Raw genomic sequence first — 24,135 nt, 5'->3', positions numbered from 1 at the left:
TTCAGCGCAGCATGAAAGACATGGCGGCCAGGCTGTTCAGCGTGCGGATGGCGGCTTGCATGCTATCGGTGGTGAAGCGCAGCGTCACGCCGTCCACGCGCTCCAGCGCGGGCCAGGTGCAGAACAGATCGGCCAGGGCCGAATTCTGGGTCTGCAGGACGCATTCTATAGGCGGTTCGATACGCAACGGCTTGAGCGTGCCGATATTGTCCATGGCCTGGCGCGCGGCCTCGCGGATGGCGGCCCGCGCGGCCGCGGGCGACAGCGATACCCCGCTGCCCTGACCCCGCGCGATCTTGGTCTGCACCCAGACCGCCCCCGGAAAGAGCTCCCGGGTTTCGCCGATGAATACGTCGTCCCCGCTGGCCATGGCCACCGGTACGCCGAGCTCGCCCGCCAACGCGCCGTACAGGCCCGCCTCGCCCAGCTCCATGCCGTTGATGCGCACCTTGGCGAAGGAAAAACCGTTGATGGTGTGCGCCAGCACGCCGCGGCCCTGGGCGCGCGAGTGGTAGCCGATCATGAACACGGCGTCGCAAGCTTCCTCCAGCCCGCCGACCATGCCCAGGTAGCGCGGCTTGCCCAGCACGAGGCGAGCGCGCTCGTCGATGCCGTCGGGCAGCAAGTTGCGGTAGCCGCCATGGGAGTCGTTGACCAGCACGTCGTCGGCGCCGCCTTCGAAGGCGCCCGCGACGGCCGCATTGGCTTCGCCCGTCATCCAGGCGCGCGCGCGTTCGTATTCGGAATTGCCGGCGGTGACCTGCTGGGAATGGAAGACGCCGGCAACGCCTTCGATGTCGGTGGAAATCAGGATGCGCATGGTTGCTCGATCAGGAAAGGAAGATCAATGGTGCCCGCCGACCGGCAAGAGCGGCCGCGCGGACGCGGGTGCCGGCTCGCCACGACGGCCCGCCTGGGCCGGGCGGCGTCGTCGGCCACGAAAATCAGGCGCGGCGGTCCAGCCATTGTTGCCACGCCGGGATGGCATCGCGCACGCCCAGGCGCCGGTGGCCGTCGCGGCCGGTGACGCTTTCCGCGTGCCACAAGCCGTGCAGGATGGCTTGTTCTATCGCTTCGGCGGCCGCCTCGAACAGCGGGTCGATGCGCGCCTCATGCAGCATGGCGACGGCCGGCATGGCCCGCTGCGCCAGGTGCGGCACCGTGTAGGCCGTGGAAAACGCCAGCGCGATGTCGCCGCTGCCGTGGCCGAACACCGAACCGGTGCGGGCCAGCCCGGCGCCGGCCCGCAGCGACAGGCGGCGCAGCTGGCGCGCGTCCAGCGGCGCGTCGGTGGCGAGCAGCAGGATGATGGAGCCTTTTTCCGCATCGTCCTCCGCCGCGGGGGTGCCGGGGACAGCCGGCCCGAGTCCAGCCTGGCCCTGTTGGGCCTCCCCGAAGAAGGCCGATCGCGCCGCGTCCGGGGACGCCGACTGCCCATCACCCGCCCGCGCCGGTTGCCCATCGACGGCGTGCGCCGATCGCGTGCCGCCGGCGGATGCCGCCTGCCCGCCCTCGGCCCGCGCCTGTTCCAGCCACCGGCCGAACGGCCGGCCCGCGACGGTCAGCAGCGGCTGCCGGCCAAAATTGGCCAGGACCAGCGCCCCCACCATCCACGAGCGCCCTTCGACCTGGCGCGTGCGCCGCGATGCGCTGCCGATGCCGCCCTTGAAGCCGAAGCAGGACATGCCGCGGCCGGCGCCGACGGCACCCTGCGCGCAATGCGGCCCCGCGTCGTCGAACGCGGCCACATAGTCGGCTTCGGTGACCGCCATGGCCTGGATGTCGTTCAGATAACCGTCATTGCATTCGAACACCAGCGGGTTCACCGTGGGCCAGTCCCGGCCGATCTGCGCATTGGCGGCCACCGCCTGGCGTATCTGGGCATTGGCCACGGTACCGACCGCGAAGGTATTGGTCAGCGCGATGGGGGTTTCCAGCACACCGAGCTCTTCCACCTGCACCAGGCCCACGCTCTTGCCGAAGCCGTTCAGCACGCTGGCGGCGGCCGGCACCTTGTCGCGGTAGAGGTCGCCCGCATGCGGGCGCACGACCGTCACGCCGGTCTGCAAGGCCCCGCGCGCCAGCGTGGCATGGCCGACGGTCACGCCGGCGACGTCGCAGAGGGAATCGAGCGGCCCGCACGGCAGCGTGCCGACGCGGGGAAAACCAGGCTGCGCGTCCATATGCCTAGCGCCGGTCTATCTTCGGATCCAGGGCGTCGCGCAAGCCGTCGCCCAGCAGATTGAACGCCAGCACGGTGAAGAAGATCGCCAGTGCCGGGAACACCGCGATATGCGGCGAAGTCACCATGTCCGCGCGCGCCTCGTTCAGCATCGCGCCCCACTCCGGCGTCGGCGGCTGCGCGCCCATGCCCAGGAAGGACAGGCTGGCCGCGGTGATGATGGAGGTGCCGATACGCATGGTGCCGTAGACCACGATGGGCGAAATCGTCCCGGGCAGGATATGGCGCATGATGATGGTCCAGTCCGAGGCGCCGATGCTGCGCACCGCTTCCACGTAGGTCATATGCTTGATCGCCAGCGTATTGCCGCGCACCAGGCGGGCGAAGGCCGGCACGCTGAACACCGCCACGGCCACCACCACATTGACCATGCTGGACCCCAGGATGGCCACCACGCCGATGGCCAGCAGCATGCCCGGAAAGGCCAGCAGCACGTCGGAAAGACGCATGCTGATGCGTTCCCACCACCCTTCGTAATAACCCGCCATCAGCCCCAGGAAAGTACCCACGGCGGCACCCAGCACCACCGACACGAAGCCGGTGACGAGCGAAATCCGCGCGCCCATGAGGATGCGGCTGAAGATATCGCGGCCCAGCGCGTCCACGCCCAGCCAGTGCATCAGCGACGGGCCGGCGTTCAGATTGTCGTAATCGAAATAGTTCTCGGCGTCGAAGGGCACGATCCACGGCGCGAACGCGGCGACCAGGATCAGCAGCAGCACGAAGATGCCGGCCGCCAGCGCCAGGTGCTGCTTCTTGAACTTGCGCCAGAATTCGCTGAAGGGCGTACGCACCGCTTCGGCCGCGGCAGGCACGGTCGCGGTAGCGGCGCTCGCGGCGGCAGTATTGTCGAGTTGCGTCATGGCCGCCTCACTTGTACCGGATGCTGGGGTTGATCACGCCGTACAGCACGTCCACCACCAGGTTGATCAGAATGAATTCCAGGGAGAACAGCAGCACCAGGCCCTGGATGACCGGGTAGTCGCGCTGCGTGACGGCATCGACCAGCAGCGCGCCCAGCCCGGGCCAGCTGAATACGGTCTCCACCACGATGGAGCCGCCCAGCAGGAAGCCGAACTGCAGGCCCATCATCGTCACGACCGGGATCAGGGCGTTGCGCAGCGTGTGCTTGGCCACGACCACGGATTCGGCCAGGCCCTTGGCGCGCGCGGTACGCACGAAATCTTCCTGTATGACCTCGACGAAGGAGGCGCGCGTGAAGCGTGCCATGACGGCCGCCACGGCGGCGCCCAGCGTGATGGACGGCAGGATGTAGTGTTTCCAGCTGGCCGCGCCGATGGTCGGCAGCCAGCCCAGTTCGACCGAGAACACCTGCATCAACATCATGCCCAGCGCGAAGGCCGGGAAGGAGATGCCGGATACGGCCAGCGTCATGCCCAGCCGGTCGGGCCAGCGGTTACGCCACACGGCCGACGCCACGCCGATGATCATGCCGAACAGCACCGACCAGACCATGCTGGTCAGAGTCAGCAGCAGCGTCGGCATGAAGCGGTCGGTGATTTCCGTGCTGACGGGACGCTTGCTGCGCAGCGATACGCCCAGGTCGCCATGCAGCATGTGGGTGAAATAGCGCACGAACTGCTGCGGCAGCGGCAAGTCCAGGCCCAGCTCCTGCCGCACCAGCTGCACGGTCTGCTCGTCGGCCTCCTGGCCGGCCGCCAGCCGCGCGGGATCGCCCGGCAGCATGTGGACGAACATGAACACCACCGCGATAACCAGCAGCAGCGTCGGAATCATGCCCAGCAGGCGTTTGACGATGTAGGTAAGCATAAGAATTCCTGCGCGCGGATGCGCGGCATCCGCGCGGTCATGCGATCGGGCGGGCGGCGCGACCGCGTGCCGCCGGCCCGAAGGTTTATTGCTTCAGATCGACGTCGCCGAACCAGAAGCTGGTGTCGGGCATCACATACACGCCGCTCAGGTTCTTCGACTTGATATAGACGTTGCCCTGGGTGACCAGGAAAGCCCACGGCGCGTCATCCCAGACGGTCTGCTGCGCATCCTTGTACAGCGTGGTCTTCTCTTCCTTGTCGGTGGTCGTCAACGCCTTCTTGATGTCGTCGTCCACCTTGGGATTCGAGTAATACGCCGTGTTGTTCAGCTGCGGCGGGAAGGCGTCGGTGGCCAGCAGCGGACGCAGGCCCCAATCGGCCTCGCCGGTGGACGAGGACCAGCCCGTGTAGTACAGGCGCACCTTGGCGTCCTCGGGCTTCTGCACCTGCTGCACGCGCTGCACGCGCTGGCCGGATTCCAGCACTTCCACCGACACCTTGATGCCAACCTGTGCCAGCTGCTGCTGCAGGAACTGCACGATCTTCTGCGAGGTGCCGTCGTTATAGGCCGACCACAGCGTGCTCTCGAAGCCGTTGGGATAGCCGGCTTCCTTCAGCAGCTCGCGCGCCTTCTTGGGATCGTAGGGCCAGCCGGTCTTCTTGATCTCGTAGGCATACTCCACTCCCTGAGGGATCACGCCCGTGGACACGCTGGCATAGCCGGCATACGCCACCTTGACCAGGGCTTCCTTGTTGATGGCATAGTTGATGGCCTCGCGCACCTTCGGATTATCGAAGGGTTTCTGCTGGACGTTCATCGACACATAGCGCGCCATGATCGAGTTCTTGCGGTCGACCACGTCGATCTTGTCGTTCTTGGTCAGCGACGCCGCCTGCTCGTAAGGCACCGGGAAGGCGAACTGCGCTTCGCCCGTCTGCACCACCGCCGCGCGGGTGTTGTTGTCGGTCACCGTGCGGAAGGTCAGCGTGTCGATCTTCGGATAGCCCTTGCGCCAGTAGCCGTCGAACTTCTTCACCTTCAGGTATTCGGCGGGTTTCCACTCGACGAACTCGAAGGGGCCGGTACCGACCGGGTGAAAACCGATATCCTTGTTGCCCCACTTCTTCAGCGCGACGGGCGAGATCATCATCGCGGCCGGGTGCGCCAGCGCGTTGATGAAGGCCGAGAAGGGACGCTTCAAGGTGATGCGGACAGTGTACGGGTCGACCACTTCGGTCTTCGCCACCTGGTTGAACTGCGTGTAGCGCGTCAGGCGGTTTTCCGGGTTCGACACGCGGTCGAAGTTGGCCTTGACGGCTTCGGCCGTGAAGTCCGTGCCGTCCTGGAACTTGACGCCCTGGCGCAACTTGATCGTGTAGACCAGGCCGTCGGGGCTGACTTCATAGCCGGTGGCCAGCACAGGCTGGATCTTCAGGTCCTTGTCGAACTCGAACAGGCCTTCGTAGTACGCCTTGCCGGCGGCCTGGTTCAGGGTGCTGTTGGTGTTGTAGGGATCCAGCGTTTCCAGGGCGATGGAAACGGCGAAGGTCACGTCCTTGGTCGCGTGCGCCAGCGGCGACGCGGCGATGCCGAAGGCCAGTGCGGCGGCGGCCATCAGGCGGGTGGGGCGCAATGTTTTCATGTGATGCACTCCTGGTTGGTATGTAAGGGTTGGTGGAAAAACAACGGCAAGGATGCGGCGCGTATGGGTGGATTCCAGCCTGGTTTCAATACAGCCCGCCCACGGCGTGCCGCGCGACGAAATGGCCCGGCCCGACATTGACCAGCGGCGCCACGACAGGCTCGTCGCCGGGCTTGCGGATCGGACTGGGTATCTCTTCGGTCAGCAAGGCCCGCTTCAGGTGGCGCCGCGCCGGATCGGCGATCGGCACCGCGGCCATCAGCTTCTTCGTGTAGGCGTGTTGCGGGTTCTCGAAAATCGCGCGGCGCGGGCCGATCTCGACGATCTGCCCCAGGTACATCACCGCGACGCGATGGCTGACGCGTTCAACCACCGCCATGTCGTGCGAGATGAACAGGAAGGCCACGCCCAGGTCGCGCTGCAGGTCGATCAGCAGATTGACGATCTGCGCCTGGATCGACACGTCCAGCGCCGACACCGACTCGTCGGCGATCACCACCTTGGGATTGAGCGCCAGCGCACGGGCGATGCACACGCGCTGGCGCTGCCCGCCGGAAAACTCGTGCGGATAACGCTGGGCCATGGCCGCCGGCAGGCCGACGCGCTCCAGCAGATCGGCCACGCGGCGCTCCGCCTCCTTGCGGCTGGCCACGCCATGCACCAGCAGCGGTTCCATGATGGAGAAGCCCACCGTTACGCGGGGATCCAGCGAGGCGAAGGGGTCCTGGAAAACGAACTGGATATCGCGCCGCAGCGCCTGCAATTCGGCGCGCTTGAGCTTGCCGATGTCGCGGCCCTCCAGCACGATGCTGCCGCCCTGGCTTTCGGTCAGGCGCAGCAGCGACCGCCCCGTCGTGGATTTGCCGCAGCCCGATTCACCGACCAGGGCCAGCGTTTCGCCGGGATACAGGTCGAAGCTGACCTTTTCCACGGCATGCACGCGACCGCGCACGCGGCTCAGGATGCCGCCGCGCAAGTCGAAACGCGTCACCAACTCGCGCACGCTCAGGATGGGTTCGCCGGAGGTATGCGGTGGCTGCGGCTCCGGCCGGGCCTGCGCGGCCGCGGCATCGGCGGCCGCCGTCGCGGTCGCCGCATCCATGCGCACCAGTTCGAAGCGTTCCGGCAGATCGGTGCCGCGCATGGAGCCCAGGCGCGGCACGGCCGACAGCAGGGCCTGGGTATAGCGGTGCCGCGGTGCACCGAATATCTGCCCCGAGGCGCCCTCTTCGACCTTGTCGCCGCGATACATCACCAGCACGCGGTCCGCGACCTCCGCCACCACGCCCATGTCGTGCGTGATGAACACCACGCCCATGTGCATTTCTTCCTGCAGCGCGCGTATCAGCTGCAGGATCTGCGCCTGGATGGTGACGTCCAGCGCGGTGGTCGGTTCGTCGGCGATCAGCAGCGCCGGCTTGCAGGCCAGCGCCATCGCGATCATCACGCGCTGGCGCATGCCGCCGGACAACTGGTGCGGGTAGCGGTCCATGATGGACCGCGCTTCGGGGATGCGTACCTGTTCCAGCATGCGCAGCGCTTCGGCACGCGATGCCGCGCGGTCCTTGCCCTGGTGCAGGCGTATCGATTCCGCGATCTGGTCGCCCGCCGTGAAGACCGGGTTGAGCGAGGTCATCGGCTCCTGGAAGATCATGGCCATATCGGCGCCGCGCACGCCGCGCATCTCGCGCTGGCTGGCGCCGGCCAGTTCGATGACCTGCCCCCCGCGCCGGCGCAGCAGCATGCTGCCCTGGGTGATGCGCCCGCCACCATGCTCGACCAGCCGCATCAGCGCCAGCGAAGTCACCGACTTGCCGGAGCCCGACTCCCCCACGATGGCCAGGGTTTCACCCCGGTCCACATGGAAGGACAAATCCCGCACAGCCTCGACGGTGCGCTCCGCGGAGACGAAGCGCACGGTCAGGTCCCGCACCTGGACCACGCGGTTCTCCGGCAGTGCCAGCCGATCATCGCGGCGGGTCGTTGCCTGTTCGGCCATCCTGCTATCGGCCATCGCCATCCCCTTGCAAAACAATTACTACGCGCCCTCGCCTATCCCGCATCATCGATAGATGGCGGCCACCGGCGTCTCGCCGACGCGGGCATACCCGCGGTACATCCCTTCGGTGTTGAAGGGCAGCGACACATTGCCCTTGGCATCCACGGCGATCAGGCCGCCCTTGCCGCCGATGCGCGGCAGCTTTTCGTGCATGACCGAATGCGCGGCTTCTTCCAGCGAAACGCCGCGGTATTCCATTTGCGCGGCGACATCGTAGGACGCCACCATGCGGATGAACATTTCGCCCGTGCCCGTGGTCGATACCGCGCAGGTCGCGTTGGCGGCATAGCAGCCGGCGCCGATCAGCGGCGCATCGCCAACGCGGCCCACCTGCTTGTTGGTCACACCGCCCGTGGACGTCGCGGCCGCCAGATTGCCCTGCGCGTCCAGCGCGACCGCGCCCACCGTGCCGAACTTGCGATCGGGATCGATCGGCGCCGGGGCGGGCTGCACGCCCGCCACCATGGCCTGCCCGTCGTGGTCCAGCACCGCCGCGTCGGGCTGCTCGCGCTGGACGCGCAGCAGCTGTTCGTAGCGGGCCGGCGTCGAAAAGTACGACGGGTCGACGATCTCCAGCCCTTGTTCGCGGGCGAATGCTTCCGCGCCCTCTCCCACGAAGAACACGTGCTTGCTGTTCTCCATGACACGGCGCGCCGCCAGCACGGGATTGCGCACGCAAGCCACATTGGCGATGGCGCCCGAACGCAGCGTGGCGCCGTCCATGATGGACGCATCCAGCTCGTGCGTGCCGGCGCTGGTATAGACCGCGCCGTGCCCGGCATTGAACAGCGGGCAATCTTCCAGGCGCGTGACCGCTTCCGTCACCGCGTCCAGCGCGCTGCCGCCGCGTGCCAGCACGGCTTGGGCGGCGGACAGGATGTCGGTGAGGGCATCCAGGTACTCGCGCTCCTGCTCCGGCGAAATCGAGGCACGCGACATGGTGCCGGCCCCGCCATGGATGGCGACTACGGGTTTTATCATCGCTTTCTTTCTCCTGCTCCGTGGATCAGCCACGGCATGATGGATTGGGTCGCCCCCAAGGCGGCGGCAACCGAGTCTTTCGCGCGAAAGGCGACTGCCGCGCCCAGCGCTTCGATCACGCTGAGCGCGGCCGCTTCGGAATTGGGAGACAGCTGGCGTTCGGTGTGCGCGTACAGCGCGACCGAGGCCGCCGGCGCCAAGGGGGAAGTCGGCTTGTCGGTAAGCGCCAGCACCGGCACGCCCGCCGCGCGTGCCGCCTTCGCGAGCGTCACGGTGTCGTTCAAATATCGCGGGAACGCGATGGCGACGACCAGGTCCTGTCCGGTCATGCGCGGAATCCGGCGGGCCGCCTGCGACACGCCACCCGGCCCCGCCAGCGATTCCACGACGTCGCAATGCATGAACAGCGCCCGGTGCAGCATCCCCGCCAGGAAACCGCTGGCCCCGAAGCCCACGATGTAGACGCGCCGCGCCCCCAGGATGGCGTCCACCGCGCGCTCGCATGCCGGTGCATCCAGCGACTGCAGCGTGCGCTGGGCGTTGCGGATGTCCTCCTGCAGCGTGGCGGCGAAGACCTCGGCCGCGCTGGCCGGATGGGCCAGCCGGGTACGCAGCTTTTCCACCGGCGCCAGCGCCGACTCGAAGCCGCGCGCCAGCTCGGCCCGGAACTGGGGGTAGCCAGGCAGCCCCAACGCCCGCGCGAAACGGTTGGCCGTCGCGACCGATACCTGGTTCGCGGCGGCGAACTCGTCGATGGTCATCGTCGCCGCGCGGAACTGATGCGCCAGCACATACTCGGCCAGCCGGTGCTGTGTCCGGCTGAATGCCGGCTGCGCATTGGCGATGCGTTCGGCGATGGTCGCGGCGGGCTGGTTCATATCGGGCGGAAGCCGTGGAGCCGGCGTGGGACACAGGAACGAGCGCCTGCGCCGGCGACCGGTCGCAACGGAAAGGGCTGGTCGGGGCGGACCGTTAAGCGAACGTTAAAATGTAAATAGATTTCGGGCGGTATTTTATTGATGAAAATAAATTTTCACACCCGGGTTTACCCCTGCTGCAGTGCAGCACGTTCCGCTAGGTCGCCGACTTCGGCGCGGGCGGGAGGTTCGCGCCCTTCCGGATACGGGCTTCCAGAATGAAGTACAGCACCGCCGCGACCGCGAACGGCCCCAGGTAGTACACCGCCCGGTACGTCAGCAGCGTGCCCAGGATTTCGTAGTGCGGCACTTGCCCCGACAACATGGCGACGAACACCGCTTCCACCACGCCCAGCCCGCCGGGTATATGGGTCACGGCGCCGGCAATGCCGCTCAGCAGCAGCACGCCCAGCACGAGTGGATACGCGACGTCGTGGCGCATCAGCACCCACACCACCAGGCCGATGGACATCCAGCAGGCGGCGCCCAGGACGCTCTGCGCCAGCGCGATCCTGCCGGAAGGCAGGAAGATGTCATGGCCACGCACCGTCCACGAACGGCGCCGCGACCATACACACAGCGCCACGTAGGCAAATGCCGCGGCGACCATCGCGATGCCGATCAGCCGCAGCGCGCCCGTGCCGATGCCCCAGTTGTCCGGGATGGGGAGTACGCCCCAGGCGAACAGGCCGCCCGCCACCCATAGATAACCGAGCCAGTTGGTGGTCAGGCTCAGCCCGACGATGCGCGTGATCTCCGCGGCATCCAGGCCCAGCTTCAGGTACAGCCGGAAGCGAAAGCCCACGCTGCCCACGAGCGATCCCATGTTCAGGTTGAAGGCGTAGGCCACGATGCCCACCAACACCACGCGGAAGGGTGGAATCCGATGGCCCAGGTAAGGGATGGCGAGCAGATCGAAGCAGCTGTAGATCAGGTAGCTCAGCGCGGCCACCCCGGTGGCGCGCAGGAGCACGGGCCATGTGTTGGCCTCCACCGCCTCCATCACTTTTTCCCATTCGACGTCGCGGGCCCGGTCGACCAGCAGGCCAATCACCAGCAGCGCGAAGGCGATAAAAAGCATCTTGCGCAGCAGGGGCCAGCGAGCGCGCAGTCCGCGCATCACGCCATTCTGGTTGCGCGTGGCGCTAAGCGGGTCGCTGCTCATGCGTCTCTTCCGTGTCGATCCGCGGCGGTGGGGCCACCGTGTGCAGACGTGGCCGGTGTGCGGGCAGCCATCCCGTCCAGGAGGGGAAGCGGCGCAGGAAGTGGTATACGAATACGCCCCACAGCAGGCGCCGCAGCTTGCGGCTGCCGGGGGGCGCGGGCTCGGGCTGGCGGCAATGGTTTTCCATCAGCCATTCCAGCCGCTCGCGCAGCACGGAAGCGAATGCCCGGTCTCGGATCATTACGTTGGCTTCCAGGTTCAGGGCCAGGCTGAGCGGGTCCAGGTTGCTCGACCCCACGGTGGCCCAAGTCCCGTCCACGCAGGCCACCTTGCCGTGCAGCGGCCGTTGGCAGTATTCGTAGATCTGCACGCCCGCAGCGGTCAGATGGTCATACAGCATGCCGGCGGCCACTTTCACGATAGGCATGTCCGGTTCGCCCTGCAGGATCAGCCGCACCCGTACACCGCGCCGGGCGGCATTGCGGATGTCGCGCAGCAGGCGGTATCCCGGAAAAAAATAGGCGTTGGCGATGGTCACATCGCGCTGCGCCAGGCGTATCGCCGCCCGATAGTGCCGCTCGATGTCGGTATGGTGCTCCTGGTTGTCGCGTACCACGAACATGGACTCGGCCTTGCCCACATGGCGACCCGGCTCCGGACGCGGTACGCGCCGCGGCCACCAGCGTCGGCGCCGCTCCGGATCGACCGTCGCGCGGACGAAACGATGGATCTCCGCCACGATGGGTCCGCGTACTTCGACGGCATAGTCCTGCTTGGCCTGCGGGCCGAAATCGGCCAGGTGATCCGCGGAAAAATTGATCCCGCCGATGAAGGCCAGTTCGCCGTCGATCACGACGATCTTGCGATGCATGCGCCGGAAAACATTCGTGCGCAGCCCGAATACCCGGGCGCGCGGATCGAACACGTGAATGACGACGCCGGCGTCAAGCAAGCCCTGCAGGAAGTCCTGGGACAGCCCTTCCGAGCCATAGCCGTCGATCAACAGGCTGACGCGCGCCCCGCGCTGCGCCGCCGCGATGAGGGCGCGGCGCAGGCCCTGTCCGACCTTATCGTCGAACAGGATGAAGGTTTCCACGAGCACTTCCGCGCGCGCCGCCTCGATCGCCTCGAAGACACGCGGAAAATACGCTTCGCCGTTCTCCAGCAAGGCGAATGCGTTGCCCGGTATCCACCGCACGCTCATGGTACGGCCCTCCTGTCGCGACGCGACTTCTCCCCAAGGGAAGGAGCGCGCCCTCCGGGCTTGCTCATAGCACCACCTCCGCCGCCAGCGGAGCGTGGTCGGACAGGTGGGTCCAGGGGCGCGTGGCGAGGGCCAGGGGGCGGAAGCGGGCCATGTTGCGCACGTAGATGCGGTCCAGCCGCAGCAGCGGCCAACGGGCGGGGAAGGTGCGCGCGGCCACGCCTTGGGTGGCGACGAAGATTTCCTTCAGGCCGGCGCAGCGGCTCAGCTTGCCATGCGCGCGCAAGCGCCAGTCGTTGAAATCGCCCGCGATCACCACCGGCTCGCCGTCGGGGATATGGTGGTCGATGCGCTCGCACAGCAGCTCCAGCTGCTGCTGCCGGTGCGCTTCCTGCAGGCCCAGGTGCACGCAGATGGCGTGCAGCCGGCTTTCGCGCTCGGGCGGCTGGATCACGCAGTGCAGCAGCCCGCGCTTTTCGTGACGGCCTACGGATACGTCCATGTTGTCGTACTGCACGATGGGAAATTTGGACAGGACCGCATTGCCATGATGTCCATGCGGATAGACCGCGTTACGACCGTAGGCAAAGTCGTTCCAGATGCTGTCCGCCAGGAATTCGTACTGCGAGGCCTCCGGCCAGCCTTTGAAACGCGCGGCATGTATGTGGTGGGCGCCCAGCACTTCCTGCAGGAAGACCAGATCGGGCGCAACGGCACGCACCGCGTCGCGCAGTTCCGGCAGGATGAATTTGCGATTGAAGAACGTGAAGCCCTTATGGGCGTTCACGGTCAGGATTTTCAGGGCTAGGGGCGCGTTCGCGACAGACATACCGTCCCAGGGTCGAAATCGGTGTAGGCTGGGCGCAAGAACCGTGCCCACGGTGCTTTCCCCGAAGCTCCTCGGCAGGGCACCGCGCAAACGAAACGGCCCGGACTGGCTTCCCGGGAAGCGGGATCGATGCCCAGCTTCGGGGATGCCAGTCCAGGCCGGGCCGCCGCTTCTACGAAAACGCGGAGGGATATCTTGCAGTAATGCGCCGGTGTCTCAGGCCGTGGCCTTCACACCGCTGGTGTCCAGCGCCGCGTGGGTTTTCGCCTTCACCTCATCCACCGATACGCCCGGCGCCAGTTCGATCAGCTTCAGACCCGCGGGGCCGACTTCCATCACGCACAGGTCCGTGATGATCAGGTCCACGACGCCCACGCCCGTCAAGGGCAGCGTGCATTCCGGCAGCAGCTTGATGTCTTCCGTACCGTCCTTCTTGCGTGCGACGTGATCCATCAGCACCACGACGCGCCCCACGCCGGCCACCAGGTCCATGGCGCCGCCCATGCCCTTGACCATCTTGCCCGGGATCATCCAGTTCGCCAGGTCGCCCTTTTCGGACACTTGCATGGCGCCCAGGATGGCCAGGTTGATCTTGCCGCCGCGGATCATGCCGAAGGAATCGGCGGACGAGAAAATCGAGGAGCCCGGCAGCGTTGTCACCGTCTGCTTGCCGGCATTGATCAGGTCCGCGTCGACCTGGTCGTCGGTGGGAAAGGGGCCGATGCCCAACAAGCCGTTCTCGGATTGCAGCCAGACCTCGATGCCGGGGGGCACATGATTGGCCACCAGGGTCGGCATGCCGATGCCCAGGTTCACGTAGAAGCCGTCCTGCAATTCGCGCGCCGCGCGCGCGGCCATTTCGTCACGAGTCCATGCCATGATTGCTTCTCCTCAAGCGGGGCGGATGGTGCGCTGTTCGATGCGCTTTTCGGGATGGGCGTTGAGCACGATGCGATGCACGAAGATGCCCGGCAAGTGGACCTGATCCGGGTCGATGTCGCCGGTGTTCAGGATTTTCTCCACTTCGACGATCGTGACCTTGCCCGCCATCGCCACGTTGGGATTGAAATTGCGCGCCGTCTTGCGAAAGATCAGGTTGCCCGTGCGATCGGCCGCATAGGCCTTGACCAGCGACACATCAGGCAGCAGCGAACGTTCCATGATGTAGGTCTGGCCGTCGAATTCCCGGGTTTCCTTGCCTTCGGCCACGAGCGTGCCCACGCCCGTGCGGGTGAAGAAGGCCGGAATGCCGGCACCGCCCGCGCGCAGCTTTTCGGCCAGCGTCCCCTGCGGCGTGAATTCCAGCTCGAGCTCGCCCGCCAGGTACTGGCGTTCGAACTCCTTGTTCTCGCCCACGTAGGAAGCGATCATCTTGCGGATCTGCCGGGTAGCCAGCAACTGGCCCAGGCCGAAGCCGTCCACCCCGGCGTTGTTGCTGATGCATGTCAGGTTCTTGACCCCGGTGTCGCGCAACGCGGCGATCAGCGCCTCGGGGATACCGCACAGGCCGAAGCCACCAACGGCAATCAATTGGCCGTCCTTGACGACACCGGCCAGCGCCTCCGAGGCGCTCGCATAAACCTTGTCCATCGCTCCAGCTCCAGAATAGGGATTAGCGTTATCGGCCGCGCGGCGGGGGCGGCGCGGGCGGTCGGATCGACCTTGTGCGTCGCCTCGACGCGATCGATTTTACGGGTTACGGGGAAAAGCCGGGCCTGGGTCCCCGCAGGACAGCCGCCAGCCTGGCCAGGACGTGGGTCGGCCAGGGCTGCGGCCGGTTCCCCACATAGTCCAGCCAGACCAGCACGTTGCGGCCACGGGCGCAGGGGCCGCGGGAGTCGCCGACCTTGTCCAGGACCAGCTCGAATTCCATGCTGGACCGCCCCAACCGCGTCAGCGTGTGCGTCACCTGGACCGATGCCGGATACGTCAGGGGGCGCAGGAAGTCGCAGGAGGCGTGGGCCAGGATGGGGCCCGCATCGGCCGGAAGGCTGATACCAGCTGCGTACAGCAGCTGCATGCGCGCTTCTTCCATGAGGCGGAAGTACAGGGTGTTATTCAAATGGTTGAGCGCATCGGAATCGCCCCAGCGCAGAGGCATTTCGACGGTATGAGTGCTGCCGGGGACCGGCGCGGGGGTGTCGGAAGCGGTCATGGAGAGCTGCAATACAATCCGTGGTTGATCAAGGATCATACTTCCAGCCCACATCGCATCAGGGGATAAGGCGCATGTCAGAACGGGAATCGATGGAATACGACGTGGTGGTCGTCGGCGGCGGGCCCGCCGGCCTGGCCGCCGCCATCCGGCTCAAGCAGTTGGCCGCGGAAAAGAACCACGAGGTCAGCGTCTGCGTGCTGGAAAAGGGCGCGGAACTGGGCGCCCATATCCTGTCCGGCGCCGTCATGGACCCGCGTGCCCTGACCGAGCTGATTCCGGACTGGAAAGAAAAAGGCGCGCCGCTGAACGTCCCGGTGACGCGGGACAAGTTCCTGTTCCTGAGCCGCACCGGCGCGCGGGCCACGCCACATTTCCTGCTGCCGGACTGCTTCCGCAACGAAGGCAATTACATCGTCCGCCTGGGCGAGGTCGTGCGCTGGCTCGGCGAACAGGCCGAAGCCCTGGGCGTGGACATCTTCCCCGGCTTCGCCGCCGCCGGCGTGCTGTACGACGAACAGGGCGCGGTGCGCGGGGTGGTCACCGGCGATATGGGCGTGGCCCGCGACGGCAGCCAGACCGCCAACTACCAGCCGGGCATGGAGCTGCTGGCGCGCTATACCTTGTTCGCCGAAGGCTCGCGCGGCCAGCTGGGGCGGCAATTGATTGAACGTTTCCGCCTGGACGAAGGACGGGATCCGCAAAGCTACGGCATCGGCATCAAGGAATTGTGGGAGGTCGATCCCGCCCAGTCGCACCCGGGGCTGGTGGTGCACACGGCCGGCTGGCCGCTGGATTCCGACACCTACGGCGGATCCTTCCTTTATCACCTCGACAACAACCTGGTCGCCGTCGGCATGGTCGTCGGCCTGGACTACGCCAACCCCTGGCTGTCGCCCTTCGATGAATTCCAGCGCTACAAGACCCATCCCGCCATCCGCGGCACCTTCGAAGGCGGCAAGCGCATTGCCTATGGCGCGCGCGCGCTGACGGCGGGCGGCCTGCTGTCCCTGCCGAAGCTCGCTTTCCCGGGCGGCGCCCTGATCGGCTGCGAAGCAGGCTTTTTGAATGCGCCGCGCATCAAGGGCAGCCATGGGGCCATCAAATCCGGCGCCCTGGCCGCCGAAGCCGCGTTCCAGGCCGTCACGGCCGACCGCCGCCAGGATGTGCTGGCGGCCTATCCGGCCGCCTTCGAGTCGTCCTGGCTGCGCGAGGAGTTGTACAAGGCTCGCAATTTCAAGCAATGGTTCAAGAAGGGCCGCACCATGGCGACCGTGATGACGGGCGTCGAGCAATGGCTGCTCAAGGGCAACTTCCCCTGGACCATCCATCGCACCAAGCCGGACTACGCCTGTCTGCAGCCCGCGTCCCAGTGCGCCCGCATCGACTACCCCAAGCCGGACGGCAAGCTTACCTTCGACCGCCTCAGTTCGGTGTTCATCTCCAACACCAACCACGACGAGAACGAGCCGGTCCATCTGACGCTGAAGGATCCCAGCGTGCCGGTGGCCGTGAACCTCGCCAAATACGGCGGGCCGGAGGCGCGCTACTGCCCCGCGGCGGTGTACGAATTCGTCAAGGACGACCACGGCGCCGACCGCCTGCAGATCAACGCGCAGAACTGCGTGCACTGCAAGACCTGCGACATCAAGGATCCCACCCAGAACATCGTCTGGGTGGCGCCGCAAGGCGGCGAAGGCCCCGTCTACAACGGCATGTAGCATGGACGCCGGGGCCACGCGGGCGGACAGCGACGAACGTATCCTGCTGGTGGGCGGGGGCGATCTGGGTTGCCGGGTGGCAGGCCGGCTGATGGCCGGCACGGCCCCGCCGGCCGCGATCTGGGGGCTGCGCCGCGCGCCCCCGCCGCATCCGCCGGCGGGCATCCAGTGGCTGGCCGCCGACGTCACCCGGCCCGACACGCTGCGGCAGCTGCCGCGCGATGCGACACGGGTGGTCGTGGCCCTGAGCCCGGGCCGGCGCGAGGAATCCGCCTATCGCGCCGTCTTCATCGACGGCCTGCGCAATGTGATCGCCCAGTTGGACCGCCGCGCCCTGCGCCGCCTGGTATTCGTCTCGTCGTCCGCGGTCTATGGCGATCATGGCGGCGACTGGGTCGACGAAACCACGCCACCCTCGCCCCCCGGCATGAACGGCGCCGTGCTGCTGCAGGCCGAACAATGGCTGCACGCGCAAGACCTGCCGTCCACGGTCCTGCGTCTGTCGGGCCTGTACGGCCCCGGACGCCTGCAATTGCTGGATCGACTGCGCGCCGGCACGGCGGTGGTTCCAAGGGATATCCCGCATTGGGCCAACCGCATGCACGCTGACGACGCGGCGGGGGCGATCGCGCACCTGTTGATGCTGCCGCAGGTCCAGCCCGTATATATCGGCAGCGACGACACGCCGCTGCCCATCGACGTCCTGTACGACGACCTGGCGGACCGCCTGGGTTGCCCCCGGCCCATCGCCGGCCCTGCCCCGGCGGGCGTGGGCAGCAAGAAACTATGCAATGCGCGCCTGCGCGCGGCCGGCTGCGCGCTTGCGTGGCCCGATTCGCGCATGGGTTACGCGGCCCTCATGATGTTGCACGAATCACAATAAACGCGCGCGAAAGTCGCCATTCCGCCCCATTCCAGCGTATTCTCCGTGCAATTAAGGCCTCGTTCCCAGACCCTGTTTCTGCAATCGTTGTCGCTTTTCCGCAATCGCGCATCATCGGTGCGCGTTCCACAAGAAGAACACCGCGGTAGGCCGTTCGCACGCTGTTGTGATCGATCACAGGGAGCACTATGCAGGTTCAAAAAGACGCTTCGCGCCCGACCGGGCTGCAGGTCGACCTGGCCAGACGCATCGCCGGCGACATCATTTCACGCGTCCATGGGGCAGGCACGCACCTGTCCGAGGAATGGCTGGCCAAGCGCTACCAGGTCTCTCGCACGCCCGTCCGGGCGGCCCTGAAGCTGCTGGCCGGGAAAAATTTCATCGAATCCCGACCGAACAGCGGGTATTACGTCAGGGAGATACCCGACGGCACCACGCCGCCGTCACTGCACGCGCCCGGCATGACGGCCGACGACCTGTACACCAGGCTGATCGAGGACCGCGCCGCGCGCTTGATTCCGGATAGTTTCACCGATCGGGACCTGCAGCAGCGCTACGGTGCGCCCCGCAGCGTGCTGGCCAAGACACTGGTGCGCCTGAGCGCGGAAGCGCTGATCGAAAAACGCCAGGGCCATGGCTGGCGCTTCGCCTATTCGCTGCTGGAATGCGACGCCCGGCAGGAAAGCTACCGCTTCCGTGCCGCCGTCGAGTGCAGCGCGCTGCTGGAACCCACCTTCAAGGCGGACGACGCGGCATTGCGACGCCTGCGCGCCGCACACGAAACGCTGCTGCGCGAGAGCGGCGCGGAGGAAATATCCGCGGATGCCTTCTTCGCCCTGAATTCCGATTTCCACGAAACCCTGGCCCGCTTCTGCGGCAACCGTTTTTTCTTGCAAGCCATCCAGCAGCAAAACCAGTTGCGCCGGCTGGAAAACCACAGCGCATTCGTGCGCAACGTGCCGCGGTTCCGGACCTCCATCGACGAACACCTGGCCATCATCCAGGCGCTGGAAGACGGCGATCGGGAATGGGCGGCAGCGATCATGCGCCGTCACCTGATGCAGGTCATGCACCACACCTGATCAGAATCAGGCCCGCCGGGGCGCGTGGGGCGCCGCCCCGGGAGCGCGCAAGGGACTTCTAGGTCTGCGCGAAATAGTCCTTCACGGCCGCGACCACGCTATCGATGTCGGCGCGCGACACATCTATATGCGTGACCAGCCGCGTGGCACCGCCATAGACGGCCTTCATCAACACGCCGCGCGATTGGGCATGAGCCGTCAGCGCCTCGCAATGCCGCGCTGGAATATCAACGAACACCATATTGGTCGATTGGCGCAGTACCGTGATCTCGGCCACCTGGCGCAGGCCCTGCGCCAGCCGCTCGGCATTGGCGTGGTCTTCTGCCAGCCGGTCCACATGATGCACCAGGGCATGCAGGCAGGCGGCGGCCAGGATGCCGGACTGCCGCATGCCACCTCCCAGCACCTTGCGCCAGCGCGTCGCGGCGGCGACCAGCGCACGACTGCCGACCAGCACGGATCCCACTGGCGCACCGAGGCCCTTGGAAAAACAGATCGATACCGAATCGAAGGGCTGGCACAGTTCGGCCACGTCCCGGCCTGCGGCCACGGCCGCGTTGAACACGCGCGCGCCGTCCAGGTGCACGGCCAAGTCATGCTGGCGCGCGAACGCGGCGGCTTCTTCCACGTAGGCCTGGGGGATCACCTGCCCATGGAAGGTGTTTTCCAGGGCCAGCAGGCGGGTACGGGCGAAATGCGGATCGCCCTTGGGCTTGACCGCCGCGCGCAGCTTGTCCAGCGGCAGGCTGCCATCCGGCGCGTGCTCGATAGGCTGGGGCTGCAGGCTGCCCAGCACGGCCGCGCCGCCGCCTTCATATTTATAGGTATGGGCCAGCTGCCCCACCAGGTATTCATCGCCGCGTTCGCAATGCGCCATGAGCGCCGCCAGGTTGCTTTGCGTACCCGATGGAAAATACAGCCCGGCTTCCTTGCCCGCGCGCGCGGCCACGTCGGCCTGCAGGCGCTGCACGGTGGGATCGTCTCCCATGACGTCGTCGCCGACGGGTGCGTCCGCCATGGCGGCCCGCATGGCCGGTGTGGGACGCGTCACGGTATCGCTGCGCAAATCGATCATCAGGTTTCCTTTCATACCGGTAAGGGACGCGGCGGGGCCCTGCCCGCCGCGCGCGCGACCACGACCAGGCCGCATAGAATCAGCGCCATGCCCAGGCCCTCGACGGGCGGCGGCCGCTCGCCGAAGATGGGCCAGGCCAGCAGGGCCGCGATGACGGGTGTTCCGAGGCTGGACATGCCCGCCACGGACGCCGGCACGCGCCGCACGACGATCAGCCACAGCAGCCATCCGGCTGCCGACGCGATCAGGATGATATAGGCCATGCCCAGCACGAGCTGCTGGTTCCACACCGCGTGGATCTGCGGCACGGCCAGCGCGACGGGAACCATGGCAAGCCCGCCGAAGAACATCTGCCAGCCGGTGAACACGACGATGTCCGGTTCATGGCGGTTGAAGCCGCGCTTGGCCAGCACGGTGCCCAGCCCCCAGAACAGGCCGCCCGCCACGCCCAGCAGCACGCTGACGTTGTCGCCGATGGGGTTCCAGGGCGCGATGACGCAGATCAGGCCGACCGCCGCCAGCCCGAAGCCCAGCCAGTGGCGCGGCGTGGGGCGTTCCCCCAGCAGCATCCAGCCGAACAGCACCACCCAGAAGGGCATGGTGTAGGCCATCAGCGAGACCTTGGCGACACCGCCATGGACCAGCGCCATCTGCACCATGCCCTGGAAGGCCGCGGTCTGGGTAAGCCCGACCATGATGGTCAGCCGCCACGACGGCATGGAGAGCGACCGGCGCATGGCCAGGGCGACCGCCAGCAGCACGCCCCCGCCGCACACATACCGGATGACGACGAAATCGAAGGGGCCGATATACGGCACCACCATCTTCATCGCGATCCAGCTGCCCGCCCACGCCAGGACGGTCACCACCATCAGCGTCCAGGCGATGGCGTCGACCCCGCCCTGCCGTTCTCCCAGTCCGGACAATTCGCTACACCGACTTGGCCAGTTGCTCCAGGATCTGGGGATTTTCCAGCGTGGATACGTCCTGGGTGATTTCCTCGCCCTTGGCCACCACGCGCAGCAGTCGGCGCATGATCTTGCCCGAACGCGTCTTGGGCAGGTTATCGCCAAAGCGGATGTCCTTGGGCTTGGCGATGGGGCCGATCTCCTTGGCGACCCAATCGCGCAGCTGGCGCGCGATGTCCGCCGCTTCGGCGCCTTCCGGCCGCGTGCGCTTGAGCACCACGAAAGCCACCACGGCCTCGCCGGTGGTGTCGTCGGGCCGCCCCACCACCGCGGCCTCGGCCACCATGGGATGCGCGACCAGGGCGGATTCCACCTCCATGGTGCCCAGGCGGTGGCCGGAGACGTTCAGCACATCGTCGATGCGCCCCATGATCCAGAAATAGCCGTCCGCGTCCCGCTGCGCGCCATCGCCCGCCAGGTAATAGCCGCGCAGTTCGGGCGGGAAATAGCTCTTCTTGAAGCGCTCCGGATCGCCCCAGATATTGCGGATCATCGCCGGCCAGGGCCTCTTGATGACCAGGAAGCCGCCATTGCCCCGCTCGACGTCCGCGCCGGTTTCGTCGACGATCGCCGCCGCGACGCCCGGCAGGGGCAGCGTGCAGGAGCCCGGCTTGGTCGGCGTGGCACCCGGCAGCGGCGTGATCATGTGGCCGCCGGTTTCCGTCTGCCACCAGGTGTCCACGATGGGGCAGCGCTCGTTGCCCACATTCTTGTGGTACCACATCCAGGCCTCGGGATTGATGGGTTCGCCCACCGTCCCCAGGATGCGCAGGCTGTTCAGGTCGTAGCGGCCGGGATGCGTGTCGGGGTTGGCGTCCGCCGCCTTGATCAGCGAGCGGATGGCCGTGGGCGCGGTATAGAAGGTCGTGACTTTGTGGCGCGCGATCATGTCCCAGAAGCGGCCGGCGTTGGGATAGGTGGGCACGCCCTCGAACATGACCTGCGTCAGGCCAGCGGCCAGCGGCCCGTAGGCAATATAGGAGTGTCCGGTGATCCAGCCCACGTCGGCCGTGCACCAGTAGATGTCGTCCGGGCGCGCGTCGAAAGTCCACTTTACCGTCAGCAGTGCCCACAGCAGATAACCCGCCGACGAATGCTGCACGCCCTTGGGCTTGCCGGTCGAACCGGATGTGTACAGGATGAACAGCGGGTGTTCGGCTTCAACGGGAACGGGATCGCAGGTATCCGGCTGGTTCGCCGCCACATCGTGCATCCAGAGGTCGCGCCCGGCGTTCCAGGCCACCTGCCCGCCCGTGCGGCGATAGACGATGACCTGCCGCACGGCATCGCATCCACCCATGCCGAAGGCCTCCTCGACGGCCGGCTTCAGCGGGATGACCTTGCCGCCCCGCACCTGTTCGTCGGCCGTAATGACCAGCGTGGCGCCGACGTCGACGATGCGTTCCTGCAGGCTTTTCGCCGAGAAACCGCCAAAGACCACGGAATGGATCACGCCCAGGCGCACGCAGGCCTGCATCGCCACCACCGCCTCCACGGACATGGGCATATAGATGATGGCGCGGTCGCCCTTCTTGTAGCCCAGCGATTTCAGGCCATTGGCGAACCGGCATACCCGTGCCAGCAGATCGGCATAGGTGACCTTGTCGACCTTGCCGTCGTCGCTTTCGAAGATGATGGCGACCTTGTCCACGTTGCCGTTCTGCACCTGCCTGTCCAGGCAGTTGGCCGATACGTTCAGCTCCCCATCGGCGAACCACCGGTAGAACGGCGCATTGCTTTCGTCCAGGACCTGGCTGAAGGGTTTCGTCCAGGCCAGGTTTTCGCGCGCCATGCGCGCCCAGAAATTCGAGCTGTCCTGCTCGGCCTCGCGATACAGCTTTTCGTAGGCCTCCATGCTGGGAATGCTGGCGCCCTGCGACGCGCGCTGGGGCGGCTGGAATACCCGGTTTTCGACCAGCACGGATTGGATGGCGTTGGACATGGCGGTCTCCTGAAGACGATGCGTGTGATTCTGTTGTTCTTTGCTGCCTGGCTGGCATGCCTGCACGGACCGGAAACGGACCGCGCGGCACGCGCGTTCTAAGGCACCTGGCGCGCGCCCGATCTTGTCGGAACGGGCGCCGCCGACAAGAAAGAAGAATAGCAGCAGCGCCGGATATCCGCCGCCATCCGGACTGGGAAAAACCCTAGCCGCCGGGAACGGCACCGGCCGGCTTTCCTACCCAGCCGCCTGCCATGTCCGCGCCCCCGGCTCGTGCCCCTGTCGCCACCCACGGAGACCCGATGTATTTTCCCAATCACTCAGCGTCCAGCAGCCCGCTCCAGTCCTCCACCTCGCCGCTCCCCGTCACGGCCGCCCCGCTGCTGCAGGTGCCGCCACCGCCGCCGTCCGGCTGGATCATCCTGTGTCCGGTCGCCGCCCCACCCCAGGTGGCGTCCGGTACCGCCAACACGGATACCGCCTTGGGTGACCGGGGCGCGGTACTGACCTTCCACATCGCGGCCGACATCAACCGCGACGAAGAGCCACTGATGGAAGGCCTGGCGACGATCGGCAAGACGCCGATCGGGCAGTTGCTGTTGAGCGACCTCGCCCAGAAATTGGGCAATCAGTCCATCACGGTCGTACGCGCGCATGGCCTGTTCGAGGCCGGGCTTACCGCGGACGCGCAGGGCGCGCTACACCTGGCGATCTGCCCCGATACCGTCCTGGCCTATGGCATGAAAATGCAGCCGCACAGCGGGTGGCCGCCCTTTACCTCGCAGAAGCGCTACGCGTGCGGTCTATTCGATCTGCTGCTGTGCGCGATGAACTATTTCGAGACCGGCACCTACGAGCAAGGCAAGCGCATCGACCTGCACCCGGGTACGTTGGCCTTCCGGCAAACGTTGCTGGATGCGGTCCATCGCTCCCCGGCAACCACCGGCGCGAACGCACCCGACGCGGCTGGCGTGCGGCCCGTCGGACTGCGCGTCAACCTGCACCACAACATGCTGCCGTACAAGGACGGATTTCACCGCATGCTCACCACGCTGCGCGACAGCGAAGCCGGCAACCGCATGCTGCGCGGCTTCGCGCAAATGGTCGGAACGCCGGCAATAGAGGTCCTCCATGCGGATCACCCCGGTGACGCCGGCCTGATTTGTGGCCACGACGGCGTCGTCTACTGGTACTACCACGTCGGATCCCTGGCCGCGCACGCGGCGCTGCTGCAGACCACCGGCCATGATTTGACGCATGAACAGCGCGATGCCTGCGCGGCGTTCGACCTGCTGTTGAAAAGCTGGGAATCGCTCGACCTGGGCCGTGCCAACGGCGTGGTCAAGCCCGGCGACCGCCTGGACCTGGATTACGCCAGGCGATCCTTTCGCAATGAACTCTGCAACGATGCGCGCGGCGCCTGGGCACTGGGCCGCGGCGACGCGTCGGCGGGCATGCGCGTTTAGCGCGCGCAGG

At 66.7% G+C, this 24,135-nt stretch carries 21 protein-coding genes; 4 read left to right on the top strand and 17 right to left on the bottom strand.

Going from position 1 to position 24,135, the window contains the following annotated elements:
• Nucleotide 1 precedes the first annotated feature (1 nt).
• From AKI39_RS07985 to AKI39_RS07915, 14 genes are all read right to left on the bottom strand, one after another.
• A complete protein-coding gene (locus AKI39_RS07985; RefSeq protein ID WP_066634296.1) occupies nt 2-820 on the bottom strand; it encodes a M55 family metallopeptidase in 819 nt (272 codons plus the stop codon).
• Between the two features lie 124 nt (nt 821-944).
• On the bottom strand, nt 945-2,183 hold the full coding sequence (locus AKI39_RS24865; protein WP_076879674.1) for a DmpA family aminopeptidase: 1,239 nt from the start codon (nt 2,181-2,183) through the stop codon (nt 945-947).
• A 4-nt stretch (nt 2,184-2,187) separates the two neighbouring features.
• Nucleotides 2,188-3,105: a glutathione ABC transporter permease GsiD gene (gene gsiD / locus AKI39_RS07970; protein ID WP_066634294.1), complete on the bottom strand. Its 918-nt coding sequence runs from the start codon at nt 3,103-3,105 to the stop codon at nt 2,188-2,190.
• 7 nt (nt 3,106-3,112) lie between these two features.
• A complete protein-coding gene (gene gsiC / locus AKI39_RS07965; protein WP_066634292.1) occupies nt 3,113-4,033 on the bottom strand; it encodes a glutathione ABC transporter permease GsiC in 921 nt (306 codons plus the stop codon).
• A gap of 85 nt (nt 4,034-4,118) precedes the next feature.
• Nucleotides 4,119-5,678: a glutathione ABC transporter substrate-binding protein GsiB gene (gene gsiB, locus AKI39_RS07960; RefSeq protein WP_066634290.1), complete on the bottom strand. Its 1,560-nt coding sequence runs from the start codon at nt 5,676-5,678 to the stop codon at nt 4,119-4,121.
• Between the two features lie 85 nt (nt 5,679-5,763).
• Nucleotides 5,764-7,692 (bottom strand): dipeptide ABC transporter ATP-binding protein, encoded by a 1,929-nt coding sequence (locus AKI39_RS07955; RefSeq protein WP_235610772.1) that lies wholly within the window; start codon nt 7,690-7,692, stop codon nt 5,764-5,766.
• Between the two features lie 48 nt (nt 7,693-7,740).
• Entirely contained in the window at nt 7,741-8,718 is a 978-nt protein-coding gene (locus AKI39_RS07950; RefSeq protein WP_066634287.1) for an isoaspartyl peptidase/L-asparaginase family protein, read from the bottom strand.
• Nucleotides 8,715-9,596: a MurR/RpiR family transcriptional regulator gene (locus AKI39_RS07945; RefSeq protein ID WP_066634286.1), complete on the bottom strand. Its 882-nt coding sequence runs from the start codon at nt 9,594-9,596 to the stop codon at nt 8,715-8,717. The genes AKI39_RS07950 and AKI39_RS07945 overlap by 4 nt, the downstream gene beginning before the upstream one ends.
• 196 nt (nt 9,597-9,792) lie before the next feature.
• A complete protein-coding gene (locus tag AKI39_RS07940) occupies nt 9,793-10,800 on the bottom strand; it encodes a lysylphosphatidylglycerol synthase domain-containing protein (protein ID WP_083228693.1) in 1,008 nt (335 codons plus the stop codon).
• Nucleotides 10,781-12,004: a cardiolipin synthase ClsB gene (gene clsB, locus AKI39_RS07935; protein ID WP_066634285.1), complete on the bottom strand. Its 1,224-nt coding sequence runs from the start codon at nt 12,002-12,004 to the stop codon at nt 10,781-10,783. Before clsB ends, AKI39_RS07940 begins: the two co-directional genes overlap by 20 nt.
• A 64-nt stretch (nt 12,005-12,068) precedes the next feature.
• The gene (locus AKI39_RS07930) at nt 12,069-12,833 is read right to left on the bottom strand and encodes an endonuclease/exonuclease/phosphatase family protein (RefSeq protein ID WP_066634284.1); all 765 of its coding nucleotides are present in this window, start codon (nt 12,831-12,833) and stop codon (nt 12,069-12,071) included.
• Nucleotides 12,834-13,049: 216 nt separating this feature from the next.
• On the bottom strand, nt 13,050-13,712 hold the full coding sequence (locus AKI39_RS07925) for a CoA transferase subunit B (RefSeq protein ID WP_066634282.1): 663 nt from the start codon (nt 13,710-13,712) through the stop codon (nt 13,050-13,052).
• Nucleotides 13,713-13,724: 12 nt separating this feature from the next.
• A complete protein-coding gene (locus AKI39_RS07920; RefSeq protein WP_066634280.1) occupies nt 13,725-14,423 on the bottom strand; it encodes a CoA transferase subunit A in 699 nt (232 codons plus the stop codon).
• A gap of 106 nt (nt 14,424-14,529) precedes the next feature.
• The gene (locus tag AKI39_RS07915; RefSeq protein WP_066634278.1) at nt 14,530-14,988 is read right to left on the bottom strand and encodes an acyl-CoA thioesterase; all 459 of its coding nucleotides are present in this window, start codon (nt 14,986-14,988) and stop codon (nt 14,530-14,532) included.
• A 74-nt stretch (nt 14,989-15,062) separates the two neighbouring features.
• Between AKI39_RS07915 and AKI39_RS07910 the strand changes: the two genes are divergently transcribed.
• From AKI39_RS07910 to AKI39_RS07900, 3 genes are all read left to right on the top strand, one after another.
• Nucleotides 15,063-16,709: an electron transfer flavoprotein-ubiquinone oxidoreductase gene (locus AKI39_RS07910; RefSeq protein WP_066634273.1), complete on the top strand. Its 1,647-nt coding sequence runs from the start codon at nt 15,063-15,065 to the stop codon at nt 16,707-16,709.
• Between the two features lies 1 nt (nt 16,710).
• Nucleotides 16,711-17,592 carry an NAD-dependent epimerase/dehydratase family protein gene (locus AKI39_RS07905; protein ID WP_066634271.1) on the top strand — a complete coding sequence of 294 codons (882 nt, stop codon included), beginning with the start codon at nt 16,711-16,713 and terminating at the stop codon, nt 17,590-17,592.
• Between the two features lie 188 nt (nt 17,593-17,780).
• Nucleotides 17,781-18,674, top strand: a complete 894-nt coding sequence (locus AKI39_RS07900) for an FCD domain-containing protein (RefSeq protein WP_066634269.1) — start codon at nt 17,781-17,783, stop codon at nt 18,672-18,674.
• A gap of 58 nt (nt 18,675-18,732) precedes the next feature.
• On the opposite strand, the gene ltaE is transcribed toward AKI39_RS07900, so the two are convergent.
• Genes ltaE through acs form a run of 3 tightly spaced genes read right to left on the bottom strand, consistent with a single transcriptional unit; the run spans nt 18,733 to nt 22,659 of the window.
• Complete coding sequence (ltaE, locus tag AKI39_RS07895; RefSeq protein ID WP_066634267.1) at nt 18,733-19,749, bottom strand: low-specificity L-threonine aldolase; 1,017 nt, start codon at nt 19,747-19,749, stop codon at nt 18,733-18,735.
• Between the two features lie 11 nt (nt 19,750-19,760).
• Nucleotides 19,761-20,621 carry a DMT family transporter gene (locus AKI39_RS07890; RefSeq protein ID WP_066642473.1) on the bottom strand — a complete coding sequence of 287 codons (861 nt, stop codon included), beginning with the start codon at nt 20,619-20,621 and terminating at the stop codon, nt 19,761-19,763.
• Between the two features lie 58 nt (nt 20,622-20,679).
• Nucleotides 20,680-22,659 carry an acetate--CoA ligase gene (gene acs, locus AKI39_RS07885; protein WP_066634264.1) on the bottom strand — a complete coding sequence of 660 codons (1,980 nt, stop codon included), beginning with the start codon at nt 22,657-22,659 and terminating at the stop codon, nt 20,680-20,682.
• Between the two features lie 302 nt (nt 22,660-22,961).
• Between acs and AKI39_RS07880 the strand changes: the two genes are divergently transcribed.
• Nucleotides 22,962-24,125, top strand: a complete 1,164-nt coding sequence (locus AKI39_RS07880; RefSeq protein ID WP_066634262.1) for a hypothetical protein — start codon at nt 22,962-22,964, stop codon at nt 24,123-24,125.
• Nucleotides 24,126-24,135: the final 10 nt, after the last annotated feature.

This window comes from Bordetella sp. H567, assembly GCF_001704295.1.
GTDB lineage: Bacteria > Pseudomonadota > Gammaproteobacteria > Burkholderiales > Burkholderiaceae_B > Bordetella_C.
Note: the sequence above shows the minus strand (reverse complement) of the source record. Positions and strands in the feature narration are given on the sequence as shown.